We start from the raw sequence: 11,585 nt of genomic DNA on the forward strand, positions 1-11,585 counted from the left end.
TGGTAATCTTTGACATGACCGCCTCCCATTAAGGATTGTTGCGATCCCACCTTGGCACAGCGATGCCGTCGGGGGGCGGTTACAGCATCAAAGCCTCGCGGCGTCACGCGCCGAGCGCCTTCTGGTAATGGCAATCCCAAAGAACACTGCGGGTCGGATGCAGGCGCTCCTCACGAGTGTCGGTTGCCCAGTCGAAATCCACACGATTTAGCGGGCGATCTCGACCGGAACGAACCAGCCGATCTCACCGCCTACTGGTCTTGCTCGCCACGCATTGGGGTGCAGGATGCCGCCCAAATCCGCGCACATGACTTGATCGAACTTCTGACTGCTTTGGAGAGGCGCAGGAATTGCTTTGAATGAAATCGGGGGGCGAAGCGGACATTGATGACAGGACGTGGCTGCGTCAGCTTTGGGCCGAGAGCCTCGATGTCCGCCCGCTGCGGGAGCAAACGCCGTAGCCGCTTGCAAACGAGTGCGGTGTTGGACCCGGGGGGTATACGGACGCGCCGGCCGGGTAGCAGCAGAAGTCGCCGGCGCGTCCTGACGCGGGTGTTCCGGACCCGCGTGTCTCGAATTTACGAAGCCATGCTTAGAGCGTCTCTTGAAGGTCGTAGAGCACGATCAGCGCGCGGCCGAGCTCATCGGCGGCGCGGGTCCGCCGCCGCTCCGTCCAGCCGCCGGGCGAGACGTTACACGCGTCGTTGTCGATGCATTCGATGACGGTCGTGCCCTCTTGAATGACACGCGCGAGCAGATTGGCAAAGACGTCGATCTCGTTGAGCATCTCGGCGTCGAAGATGCGCCGACGCTCGATCCGATCGAGCAGGCGCTCCGGACCGGTCCGCTTGAGCGGCTTGAGGTTGTGGAGGACATCCTCGCGGATGGCGGTGGCGGCGATGCGCGACTTGGCAAAGGCCGAGGCTGCCAGGGCATCGATGTTGTCGTAGGTGATCGGCAGGAGGTCAGTCATTTGTGTGTCCTTTCGTGAGGGGGCTGGCCGCGGGAAGGCGGCGGTTCCGCTCGAGGAAACCGCGGCTTTGCTGCTGCCAGCGGCGCTGTTCTTCCCGGCGTTCGCGTCGCCGCTCGCGTGCGATGTCGGCTTCGGTGTGGACGCGGGCACGGACGGCATTCATCCGCCCCGTCAGTGCAGCATCGAGGCGCCGGATGATGGGGGATGCAGTCCGATCGGCGAATTCGAAGCCGCTGTGTTCGAGAGCGACGGTGATCCGCCGGACGCCGACAAAGCGGGTAGGGCGATCGAGCCCCGCGCAATCGATGCCGTCTTCTGTCGCGACCATCACGTTGTAGCCGCTGTTGGCACGGGTCTTCGCCGAGGTGCCGTAGGCCAGGGTCGCGGAGCGGCGGCCCATACGTTCGTGGACCTCGAGCACGAGGCACGGCCGGACTTTCGGGGTCACGGTGTCGCTGGGCTCATCGGCCTCCGCGACGGGAAAGCGGAACAGCACGACATCGCCGCGCTGCAACTCCTCGTGCCAGATCGGCGGGCCCTCGAAGGCCTGTTTGGGGTGAAACATGAAGCGTCTCCTGTGGAGTTGCGATGAGACGCCCGGCCGACTTCCCTTCCGAAGCCCTTGGCCCTGTCGAGCCGCGCGTCACCACGACCGCGCGGCTCGACAGGGCCAAGGGTTTACTTTTTTTTTCCGAGAGACCCGTTGGTCGTTGTCGTGCAGCGCAGGAGGGGTTCGGGGAGGCGTGCGGAGCGACCTCCCCGAGCGCAGCAGGGTCTTGGGGCAGTGCAGAACGCGCCCCGAGCCGTCGGAGACGCCGGAGAGGGTGCAGGGACAGATGGCGAAGGGTCACTGCCCGGGAGAGTGCAGAGAGGGTGGCGCGCCTCTTTGCTCGAGCCGAAGGCTGCCGGGGATGCAAGGGCGTGGCGAACGGTCCTGCGAGCAGGGGGATGCAAGGGGGAGTGCGGAACGATGACCCGTGCCTTGGAAGTCCAAGGGGCGGCGCGTCCTCTGGTCCGGCTGAAGGCCCCTGGCGGGTGTGGGAGGGCGGAGCGCCTCCCGCGCGTCGCGTCAGCGGCGCCGGGGTCCGGGGGCTTTAGCCCCCGGCGAACGACAGCTCGCAGGGAGACGATTTATCGTCGGAGTGGGAGCTGATTAGTGAGTACGGTGGAGTCGTCGCGCACGCTAACGCCCGCGCGACACTTCGGCGCCAAGCACCGATTGGGCGGGCCGCTCGGCCACCACCCCCAAGGTCGAGATCGAGGACTACGCCGCGACCGCCGGCCGCCTGCGCCGCATCCTTGCCGAGGACAGCGGCAGCCAGAAGGGCGACCCCGTTCGTGCGGCAGAGATCCTTATCAAGGTCGCGGAGGAAGCAGAGCCGCCGCTGCGCCTGCCGCTTGGGTCCTATGCCCAAGGCATCCTGTCGAGCCGGCTGGACGAGTTGCGAGGGCAATTCGATGCAGTGAAGGACTGGACGCTCAGCGCGGATTTTCCCGAGGGCGAGTGACGCCAACCCTTGATAGGACGCACGAGAAAGGGTTCCGGGATGGGGTTCTGGAACGTGATCGCCGCTGCCGTCGTCGCATGGGGGGCGGGCTTGTCTGGTTTGCCCGCTTCGGCGTGGCACGCCGGGCTCTGACTGGCGGGTCTGCAGGGGCGCGGGCACGTGGCCCTTGACCGATTAAGCGCTAGGACGTCCGGTGCGTTCGTGTGAGCAGATCGACGCGATAGGGGGCCCTGGCCTGCGGTCGGGACCCTGGCACGCTCTCGCAGCATGCGCCGAGAAAGAGTTCGGCGGCCTCGCGTCCTGAGAGCGGCTCGCCCGTCTCGCCGAGCCAGTTCACGAGAAGGATTTGACCGCCCGGCCGCAACGATTGCTCTGCGCGCCGCGCGAGTTCGGTGATCTCGGCACGCGTGAAGTAATAAAGGACCTCGGAGAAGACGATGAGATCGAAGTGACCCGCAGGCCAGTCCTGCGGGAGCTCGGCACGGGCGAAGGTCACCTGCGGCTCGGGAAGACGCCGCCGTGCCTGCGCGAGCGCCGCCTTGGAAATGTCGAGCGCGAGGATCTCATTGCACCGCTGCGCGAGATGTTTCGTGAAGGCTCCTCCCGCGCAGCCGATTTCAAGAGCGGTCTGGTAGGGGCCAGCCTGCAACAGCCGAGTGCAGGCGCGGAATTTCTCCTGCTCGTACGGCGTCGACCAGAAATCCCAGGGATCCCGCCCTGCGGCAAAGGTCGCTTCCCATCGTTCGACGCGTTCGCTCATGGCGCGGCCCTCAGAAGATAAAGCTCAGGGTGTTCGCTGAAATGGGCGCGCGTGTCAGAGCTCATCACGAAGCCCTCCGGGTCGTCCGGAATCAGCGCGGTCATCTGCGATCGGTGCGCCGAGATTGCCTGCCGCTTCACGGCCAGAAGCTCTTTTCTCTCAAAGCGCACGAGATGCTGCCCGGGCGCCGGAGGGGTGTCGGTGAAGCGCCCCCAGACGGGGGCCTCGGCGGCCGGGGGCAACGCGAGCGCGTGACAAAGGCGCTCCGTCCAGAGCGAACCGGCATGATGGTCCACGTGCGGATCGCCGCGCCAGCACGTCAGAACACGGGTGATGCCGTGTGCCGTGACAGCCCGGGAAAGCTGGGCGATCTCCGAGGATGTCGGCTCTTGGGGCGCCATCTGGTCCGGATGGCCGAGGACGATGATCTCTTCGGCTCCGCCCAGTCTGCGAAGAGCTTCGCGAAGCTCGCGTTGACGCAGGCGCACCAGCCCTGACCTCCCGAGCCGTGGGCTGCTGTGGGAACCACCCCCGTCCGTGAGAAGCGCCAGCACAACCGGTCTTCCGGCGGCGCGTATCGAGGCGAGCAGCGATCCCATTGCCAGGCTTTCGTCGTCAGGATGGGGGCTCACCACCAGCAGACCGCCTTGCGGGCCGGCGATGTCCTCAACCGTGGCCCAGGGCGCGGAGGCGGCCAACCGAAGCAGCCTGCCACGGGCCAACGGCGTTACCATGCTTCACCCACTTCCGGGGGCCCGTCCTCGAGCAGGATCGCGACAGCGCGGTCGAGCTTGGCGTCCGGAGCGGCCTGCCGCAAAAAAAGCGAAAGGTCCCTGCGTATCCGGTCGGTAGGAAAGCAGGCGTCATGGGCTTGGGTCCCGAGGGCCCGCTCGCAGAGATCTAGGATTTCGGTGCAGCACCTCTCTACGCTTTCCCGCGCCAGCAGGGCCCGCGCCACCGCCAGCCGGACGTCGCGGGGCGATCCCCCGAGGCTGGCCTCGGTGGTCCGAGCCGCGGTTTCGGTCGCCTGCCGCGCCGCGTCCACGGTGGCATACATCCGCCCGAACCGTGACCGTTGGATCGGGTCGGCAAAGCGCCCACCGGCGTCAAGCGCACGGCGGGTCTCCGCGATCAGCGCCTCGGCACCTCCCACATGGGCCGCGCAGTAACGCCAGATCCCGCCTTCAAAGTACGGCTCAACCAGCAGCGCTCCGCAGTCGCCGATCAGATCCTCCTCGGTCACCTCGAGGCCGTGGGCTTCGAAGATCCCCGAACGGCTTGCGCGCATGGCGCTCGCTGTCCAGGCCGCCGCGTGATGACGGACCGGATCATCTGCCTCTACCAGCACCAATCGCGCTTCACCGCTCTCCGTCCGCGCGGTGAGAAGAGAGTGGGTGACAATCCCCAACCCGGACGCGAACCGCTTGTGACCAGTGAGGTGCATAGCCCCCGAAGCATCGGCATGGAGCCTCACTGGCGGGTCACCGTCCGCGCCCCACACCCCAAGTATCGCCCCCTGACGGATTATCTCCTTGTAGCGGTCGAGCTGGCTCGGGCTGCCATGCACCTCTATCAGGCGCGCTGCATTGACGTGGCCCTCGTAGAGACGCGCCAGCGATAGATCTGCGCGGCCCAGCCGGCGCAGGGCTGTCGCAAGAACCGGTGCTGCACGGCTCTCGAGGGCGAGGCCTGCGCCTCCGTCGGCGCGAGGTAATACCGCCTGCAACGCGCCGAGTTCTGCGAGGCGCGTGATCGCGGGGCGCAGATCGGCCTCCTCTGCCGAGCCATATTCGGGCCGCGCCAGCGATTGCAGCTCCGGCAGCGCGTCCCTGAGGCTTTTGGCGAGCGTATCGAGCTCCATTATGAACATGCCTCTTGCAAACCCGTGGGCTGCTCACCGCTGGTCAGGCGTCTCAATTCCGGAAGCATGGCCTTGATCTCGGACATCCTGAGCGCGGCAGCCCCGGTGGAAGAATCTGGCCGGAGACAAGTGGAAACGCGCCAAGGCGTCGCGCATGGCGAAAGAGCTGTAGGCTGAATGCCGTACGTCATGAGCCAGGCGCCCGCTCCGTTCTCTGCCAATCCTTCAAGGATCTCGGCGCAGGAGAGCAGTTCCGAGAGCCGCATGATGCGTGCGTCGCCGTAGGGATCAGGCTCGGCTAGGCGCGCGGAGAGTGTTTCTGCATGTCCACCGGACGCACGTCCGGCAAGGCGCCACGAAGTGAAAACCGGCGCAATCTGTGGTTGGCTTACGCGCATGCCGGTCTCCAGCGCGATCTCTGCGAAGGCACGATCCTCGCCGCTAGCCTGTGCTGGCAGTCCTCCGAGCCGGTCCCATGCTTTGGCGGTCACGCCGAGACTTGCCCCTGAAAGTTGCTGATGAGCCTGTGGATTGCCGTCGGGTTGAAGGATACGCGCCTGAAGAGCGAGAGCTTCTTGTTCCAGTCGCTCGTAGTCAGACAAGCGCGGGTCTATCGCCCCCGGACGACGGGTAACGGGACCGAAAACGAGATCGCTCCCCCGAAGGGCGTCGATCATGTCCGTCACCCAGCCGGGAGCCGGACGGCTGTCCGCGTCCGTGCTGAGCACGACACCGTCAATACCAACATGCTCACGGGCTCGCGTCATTGCCCGCGCCCGGGCTTCTCCGGCGTGAGCTTTCCCGGCAGGCAGAGTTTCCTCCACGACTCGTAGGTCAAGATGCTCGGGAGCAGACCGCCGGGCCCAGTTCAGTGCCTGGTCGGCCGTGGTGTCGGAGCAGTTGTTTGCGAAGACCAGCACCACGACTGGTTCAGAGCACCGCGATGCTGCGATCGCGTTCAGGCAACCGACAAGTTCGGTCGCTTCGTCTCGCGCAGGTATCGCGATGCAGACGTCTCGAGCCTCGCCTGCCGCGGTAGGTCTATCGGTGATCACAGGCTGCCCCTGATGACAAAGTACCCGTGACAACCCCTCAAGCCCTCACATGATCCCGAGAAAAAGTGAGGATTGCCGTTTGATAGGCTAGGTGTTGCTCGGGCATCGCGATGGGAGCGTGGGCGGTGCCAGGCGCGGTGGCGCGCCAGCATTGCATCCCAAGCGGCGTCGCGACGACATTGCACCCGATTTATGCAAACAGAAAATACCCGCTAAGTCCGCGTTGCGGTCATCCGAGCGATGGAAATGCCGGGCGATGTATGAGTGTCCGGTTCGGCCGCCGCGCAGCGATGGCCTTTCTTGCAAATGTCCGGATAGGGCCGAATGAACCGTCTCAGCGAAGAAGGCGGACGGCGCACGTTTGGGTGCGGGAAGCTTGGAGTGACCTTGGCTATCAGGTCGGACGTCAAGTTCAGAGACCGGTCCTATCGAATTCTTACTTGATCGCGCGGAACCCAACGGACGACGGTCAATCTCCCGCTTCTCACGCCTCGCCAGACCCTTCCATTCGCTACATTGTCGTCCAGTGCGCTTGCGCCAGCATCGAGCCACTCCTTGGCGACCCGAATGGGCCGGTTTCCTCCGCGATGCCTACCTGTTCAACTGCAAAGCCCCGCAGGGTTGCGAAGCGCGCGTGGTACGCGGCGCGGTCGTCAGGAACCATAAAACGGTGACGCGCGCCCTTTTTCGGACGGCGCCGTTAGGTGGTGGAGACGTGCTCTTCGCGAACTAGGCGCATGGCGGCGGTCGGTGTCATTCCACACTGGCGTGCGAAGACCTCGATGCTGATCTCCGGAGCTTCGGGCCGCTCCAGCAGGCGCTCGATCTCTTGCCGGGTCACCAGGACGGCCGGGTAGCCGCCGGGCGTCCGGAGGCGGAATTTCGCAGCCAGAACATTCTGCGGACCTTTCCCATCCGGGCGCGGCGCTGAAAGACAGGAAGGCATTGAAGGTCTCGGCGGCGCGCGTGGGGCGTTCATCCGGAAGACAGGGCTAAACGCGTTTTGCCGGAACGACCTGCCGTGCCTCGCGTTGCACTGAAACGACTCAAGCAGATTTTCGAAAGCGATCAACCATAGCACGGTGTTTTGCGCCGCCCCTCCGCGACTTCGCTGCGTTGGGCCGGGGACGTGCGTGCTGATGGCTTCGGGCTGCCGCGGGTGGTGCCGGCGCTCTGCCGAGAGCCGGTCACATCAGATTTAGCAAGAGAGGACAGGATGTCCGAGATTTACAGAGACGACCGAGACGTCCGCCGCGAAGCCGGGGATGACGTCAAGCGCTCGGCCGAGCGACTGGGGGAGGATGCCCGCGGTGCCGCAGAGCAGGTGTCCGCGCGCGCCCAGAAGGAAGCGATGGAGCAGGCGGAACGGGCCAAGGGCGGCGCTGCCTCCGAGATGTCGGGCATTGCCAGCGCGCTGCGCACCGCGGCGCAGGAGATGCGGAGCGGCTCGCCGCAGGAGCGCACCTTCGGCCAGGTGGCCGAGAGCCTCGCGGGCGCATCGGACGCCCTCCGCGACCGCGACCTGGGTGAGCTTGCCGGCGACGTGAGCGCCTTTGCGCGCCGAAATCCCCTTGGTTTCCTGGGCGGTGCCGCGCTCGCCGGGTTCGCCGCGACCCGCTTCGCGCAGGCCACGTCGGAGCCGCGCAGCGAAAGCGCGGGCGCAACGCATGATGACGCCGCAGCCCCTGCGCCGACCGACGCCCCCGCGCGGCCGACGCCGACTGCGCCCACCCCTGCCACCGCCGCGGCGGCCGACCCCGCGGTCGTGCCCGCGCAACCCAAGACGCCGGGAGATTCCTGATGGCCAACACCGATACCCAGACCACGGACGGCACGCGCCGCCAGATCCGCGATACCGGCACGCTTCTCAGCGACGCCTTGCGGCAGGTGATCGCGCTCATCCGGGGCGAGATGGACCTGTTCCGCGCCGAGCTCGACCAGAACGTCAAGAAGGCGGGCACGGCGCTCGGCCTGCTGGTCGGCGGCGTGGTGATCCTCCTCGTCGCGCTCAACGTCCTCGCGGGGGCTGCCGTGACCGCGATCGCCGAAGCAGGCCTCGCCCCCGGTTGGTCGGCCCTTCTCGTGGGCGGCGTGCTTTTGATCCTCGCCCTCATCCTCGTGAAGGTCGGACAAGGCAACCTCAAGCTCGCGTCGCTTGCCCCGACGCGCACCAAGAAGAACCTCGAGCGCGACCGCGAGACCGTCGCAAAGGAAATGACCAATGAGTGACATCCGCACCCCCGACGAGATCGAGCGCGAGATCGAAGCGAACCGCGAGGGGCTGCAAGGCACCCTGCGCGCACTCGAGACGACCTTCACGCCCGACAGCATCTTCCGCAGCATCACCGACAATGTCGGTCGGCACGGTGACGAATTCGGCAAGTCGGCGATGGATGCCGCCAAGGGCAACCCGCTGGCGCTCGGCCTGACGGCGGTTGGGCTCTGCTGGCTGATGTTCGGCAAGGGTCCGTCCGCAGACCGTCTCGACCGCGAGGCGCGGCAGGCCGTGAACGGCAAGGACCGCCACGGCGCGCCCTCGACGGACCCTGCGGCCTCGCTGACGCCGCGTGGCCCGGTGCCGAAGGGCACCCCGGGTACCGAACCCACCACCGCACAGCGCGCGCGCGCCGGCTGGTACCGCACCGAGGCGCATGTCCGCTCCGGCGCGATGTCGGTTTCGGACGGCGCACAGTCGGCGCGGGACGGCGCCGCGAACGCGGCGGGCCGCGTCCGTGACCGGTCCGAAGCCATGGCGCGGAGCCTGTCCGAAGGCACCGAGAAGATGAACGCCCAGGCCCGCGAGCGCATTCTCGCGGCCCGAGAGCGCGCGATCCTTGCCGGCGAGGAAGCCGAGCGCAAGGCGCGCCGCGGCGCAAACCGAGGGGCGGATTTCTTCGAGGAGAACCCGCTCGTTGCCGGGGCGCTCGCGATGGCCGCCGGTGCGCTTGTCGCGGGAAGCCTGCCACGCACGCAGATGGAAGACGAGCATCTCGGCCCGCACAGCGACCGGCTCTACGAGGATGCGGAAAAGCTCTTCGAGGAAGAGCGCGCCAAGCTCGAACGTGTCGCGGGCGCGGCCGCGGACGAGGCACGCACGATCGGGGACGAGGTTCGTGCCGACGCCGACGAGGCAGGCCGCCGCCTCAAGGACGACGCCGACCGCAACACGCGCGGAGAGGGCAGCGCGGCGGATGCCGCGGTCGACAGGACCGAGGAAGCCGCCCAGCGCATCGCCACCGCGGCCGAGCGGCAGGCGGAGAAAGAGGATCTCGGGCCCCGGCGCGGCTGATCCTGACGCCGGACCCGACAAGAAAACGTCCGCGTCCTGCGACGCGGGCGTTTTTTTTGTTGCCGGGCGCGTCTTGCCTAGGGCGCTTCGGCGACCCGGTCCGCCTTGACCGCGCCACGCTCCCCCATCGGACGCTCGCGCCCGGTCGTGGTATCGCGGCGGGTCTGATGCTCCATCTCGGAATTGATCTCGGCCCCGAGCAGCACGATGTAGGCCGACAGCCAGAGCCAGGTCAGCAGCACGATCACCCCGCCGAGCGCCCCGTAGGAGTCGTTGTAGTCTCCGAAGTTGCGCACGTAGAGCGAGAAGGCGACGGTGCCCGCGATCCAGAAGACCGTCGCGATGACCGATCCCCACGAAACCCAGCGCCATTCGGGATCCTCACGCGAGGGGCCGTAGCGGTAGAGCACCGACAGCCCGAGCACGGTCAGCGCGGCAAGAAGCGGCCAGCGGCCCCAGCCCACCAGCGTCGCGATGGCATCAGGCAGGCCGAGCGATCCGATCAACGCGGGCACCGCGACGGTCAGCCCCAGCGAAACCAGCACGCCGAGGATCAGGAACAGGGTAAGCGCGAAGGACACGGCGTATTGCTTGATAAAGCCCCGCTTCTCTTCTTCGTCATAGGCGATGTTCATGCCTTCCATCAGGGTGCTCATGCCTTTCGACGCGCCATAGATCGACAGGAGCAGGCCGGCCAGCGCGGCCAGCCCAAGGCCCGTGCCGCCCTTTGATGCGATCGCACGCGCCTGGCCCTGCAGGATTTCGGCGGCGTTTTCCGGCAGCACCGCCACGATCTCTTCCAGCTGGCCCTCGATCGCCGCCGGGTCCATCACAAGCCCCGCCGTGGACATCAGCGCGCCGATCGCCGGGAAAAGCGCCAGAAGCCCGAAGAACGCAACGCCCGCCGAGACGACCGAGACATGATCCCGCGACACCTCCTGGTAGACCCGTATTCCGATATCCCGCCAGCCTCGGCCGGGGATCTGCCCCGGCCGGTCGGCGCGGCGCCCGCGATGATCTGAACTGCTCATGTCCGTCCCTCGGTTCCTGAGTGTCGGGCTCAACCGGCGGTCACGGAACTCGTTCCTCCGGGGGGCATGGACAGATGAGCCGGCCACGTCGCTGTTCGGGGAGGTTTGCCGGGGAGCCTTGTTGAACTTGACCTGCTCCTGCGAGTGTTTTCGTTTATGAATGAGTTCTTTTCAGGGGAGTCCCCTTTCGACCCTCGACGATACTCCCACGGTACGGGATAGAAGCGCACCCGTCCTCCCGAGGGGCGGGCGCATGATCAGCCTTGGGAGGCAGCAACATTGAACGGCAGCTTTGTCCGGATAGTGAACCTCCGCCTCTCCCCCGTCCAAGGTCCGCTCTGGGCCGGTCGCGACAATCGCGCCCATGCTGCAAGCGCGAATTTACCCGAGGTCGACGCGGTCAGTTTGGGCTCAAAGCCGACCTGCGGCGGCGCAGCGAACCGAACACCTGGCGGACCGCGACGGCCGTTGCTCCCGGCCCTTAGCTGCCGCTCATCGAAACGACCGTCGATGCGGCGCGGCGTCTCCGAACCGGCCATTCACACATGCTGCAGCAGCCTTGGCCTCTCAGTGTCGGTAGAGTGGGAAAAGGTAGACACCTTAGTAGGATGCTATGCCAAGGCTTTCGCTAACGAGAATTCGATCCGAAGAGCGCCGTCCCTGTCGCGCCGTTGAGACGCTTCCACATCGAACACATCGCGTATGAGCTCGGAGGTCAGGGTCGCATGCGGCTCGCCATGAGTGACCAACTCCCCCTTATCCAAAACCGCGATGCTGTCGCAGAAGGCGGCGGCGTGGTCGAGGTCGTGCAGCGCGATGACACATGTCGTACGGAGGCTGCGCAACAGACCGAGCAGGTCGAGCTGGTGACGGATGTCGAGGTGGTTTGTGGGTTCGTCGAGCAAGATCTCTCGTGGCTCCTGGGCCAAAGCGCGCGCAACCTGGACGCGCTGGCTGACCTGCCCCCTGCTGGCCCCTCATTCATAACGAGAGTCCGCGGGTTGTTGCTCTGCCCCCTGAAAACTGGACCGTTTGAAGCTGGAGTTTTCGGCTAATCTTTCCTGGCTGGGAGAGGAGCGGAAACGCATGAAGGCATCGAAGTTCACGG

At 66.3% G+C, this 11,585-nt stretch carries 12 protein-coding genes; 3 read left to right on the forward strand and 9 right to left on the reverse strand.

What is annotated here, in order from left to right; translation table 11 throughout:
• Positions 1-592: 592 nt before the first annotated feature.
• The 7 genes from C8N44_RS22200 to C8N44_RS23495 all read right to left on the reverse strand — a co-directional run bounded on the left by C8N44_RS22200 (position 593) and on the right by C8N44_RS23495 (position 6,998).
• Positions 593-973, reverse strand: a complete 381-nt coding sequence (locus C8N44_RS22200) for a hypothetical protein (RefSeq protein ID WP_107978897.1) — start codon at positions 971-973, stop codon at positions 593-595.
• Positions 966-1,538: a hypothetical protein gene (locus C8N44_RS22205; protein WP_107978898.1), complete on the reverse strand. Its 573-nt coding sequence runs from the start codon at positions 1,536-1,538 to the stop codon at positions 966-968. The genes C8N44_RS22200 and C8N44_RS22205 overlap by 8 nt, the downstream gene beginning before the upstream one ends.
• Before the next feature lie 1,124 nt (positions 1,539-2,662).
• Positions 2,663-3,241: a class I SAM-dependent methyltransferase gene (locus tag C8N44_RS22215; RefSeq protein WP_107978900.1), complete on the reverse strand. Its 579-nt coding sequence runs from the start codon at positions 3,239-3,241 to the stop codon at positions 2,663-2,665.
• Positions 3,238-3,939 carry a PIG-L deacetylase family protein gene (locus C8N44_RS22220; RefSeq protein ID WP_158274131.1) on the reverse strand — a complete coding sequence of 234 codons (702 nt, stop codon included), beginning with the start codon at positions 3,937-3,939 and terminating at the stop codon, positions 3,238-3,240. The genes C8N44_RS22215 and C8N44_RS22220 overlap by 4 nt, the downstream gene beginning before the upstream one ends.
• Before the next feature lie 29 nt (positions 3,940-3,968).
• The gene (locus C8N44_RS22225) at positions 3,969-5,102 is read right to left on the reverse strand and encodes an acyl-CoA dehydrogenase family protein (protein ID WP_158274132.1); all 1,134 of its coding nucleotides are present in this window, start codon (positions 5,100-5,102) and stop codon (positions 3,969-3,971) included.
• Positions 5,102-6,157, reverse strand: coding sequence for a glycosyltransferase family 2 protein (locus tag C8N44_RS22230; RefSeq protein ID WP_158274133.1), 1,056 nt, complete (start codon positions 6,155-6,157; stop codon positions 5,102-5,104). The genes C8N44_RS22225 and C8N44_RS22230 overlap by 1 nt, the downstream gene beginning before the upstream one ends.
• 700 nt (positions 6,158-6,857) lie before the next feature.
• Complete coding sequence (locus C8N44_RS23495) at positions 6,858-6,998, reverse strand: hypothetical protein (protein WP_158274134.1); 141 nt, start codon at positions 6,996-6,998, stop codon at positions 6,858-6,860.
• A 375-nt stretch (positions 6,999-7,373) separates the two neighbouring features.
• Between C8N44_RS23495 and C8N44_RS23990 the strand changes: the two genes are divergently transcribed.
• Genes C8N44_RS23990 through C8N44_RS22250 form a run of 3 tightly spaced genes read left to right on the forward strand, consistent with a single transcriptional unit; the run spans position 7,374 to position 9,446 of the window.
• A complete protein-coding gene (locus C8N44_RS23990; RefSeq protein WP_244641187.1) occupies positions 7,374-7,958 on the forward strand; it encodes a hypothetical protein in 585 nt (194 codons plus the stop codon).
• Complete coding sequence (locus tag C8N44_RS22245) at positions 7,958-8,386, forward strand: phage holin family protein (protein ID WP_107978905.1); 429 nt, start codon at positions 7,958-7,960, stop codon at positions 8,384-8,386. The genes C8N44_RS23990 and C8N44_RS22245 overlap by 1 nt, the downstream gene beginning before the upstream one ends.
• On the forward strand, positions 8,379-9,446 hold the full coding sequence (locus C8N44_RS22250) for a DUF3618 domain-containing protein (RefSeq protein WP_107978906.1): 1,068 nt from the start codon (positions 8,379-8,381) through the stop codon (positions 9,444-9,446). Before C8N44_RS22245 ends, C8N44_RS22250 begins: the two co-directional genes overlap by 8 nt.
• A 77-nt stretch (positions 9,447-9,523) precedes the next feature.
• Here C8N44_RS22250 and C8N44_RS22255 read toward each other — a convergent pair whose 3' ends face one another.
• Together C8N44_RS22255 and C8N44_RS23690 are read right to left on the reverse strand one after the other, a co-directional pair.
• Positions 9,524-10,477, reverse strand: coding sequence for a YihY/virulence factor BrkB family protein (locus C8N44_RS22255; RefSeq protein ID WP_107978907.1), 954 nt, complete (start codon positions 10,475-10,477; stop codon positions 9,524-9,526).
• Positions 10,478-11,088: 611 nt separating this feature from the next.
• The gene (locus C8N44_RS23690) at positions 11,089-11,382 is read right to left on the reverse strand and encodes an ATP-binding cassette domain-containing protein (protein ID WP_210204215.1); all 294 of its coding nucleotides are present in this window, start codon (positions 11,380-11,382) and stop codon (positions 11,089-11,091) included.
• Positions 11,383-11,585 lie beyond the last annotated feature (203 nt).

It is taken from the genome of Allosediminivita pacifica, assembly GCF_003054175.1.
Classification (GTDB): domain Bacteria; phylum Pseudomonadota; class Alphaproteobacteria; order Rhodobacterales; family Rhodobacteraceae; genus Allosediminivita; species Allosediminivita pacifica.

Bases quoted from the DNA above. Each gene is read 5' to 3' on its own strand.
- C8N44_RS22200 (WP_107978897.1), bottom strand. From the start codon at position 973: ATGACTGACCTCCTGCCGATCACCTACGACAACATCGATGCCCTGGCA.
- C8N44_RS22205 (WP_107978898.1), bottom strand. From the start codon at position 1,538: ATGTTTCACCCCAAACAGGCCTTCGAGGGCCCGCCGATCTGGCACGAG.
- C8N44_RS22215 (WP_107978900.1), bottom strand. From the start codon at position 3,241: ATGAGCGAACGCGTCGAACGATGGGAAGCGACCTTTGCCGCAGGGCGG.
- C8N44_RS22225 (WP_158274132.1), bottom strand. From the start codon at position 5,102: ATGGAGCTCGATACGCTCGCCAAAAGCCTCAGGGACGCGCTGCCGGAG.
- C8N44_RS23990 (WP_244641187.1), top strand. From the start codon at position 7,374: ATGTCCGAGATTTACAGAGACGACCGAGACGTCCGCCGCGAAGCCGGG.
- C8N44_RS22245 (WP_107978905.1), top strand. From the start codon at position 7,958: ATGGCCAACACCGATACCCAGACCACGGACGGCACGCGCCGCCAGATC.
- C8N44_RS22250 (WP_107978906.1), top strand. From the start codon at position 8,379: ATGAGTGACATCCGCACCCCCGACGAGATCGAGCGCGAGATCGAAGCG.
- C8N44_RS22255 (WP_107978907.1), bottom strand. From the start codon at position 10,477: ATGAGCAGTTCAGATCATCGCGGGCGCCGCGCCGACCGGCCGGGGCAG.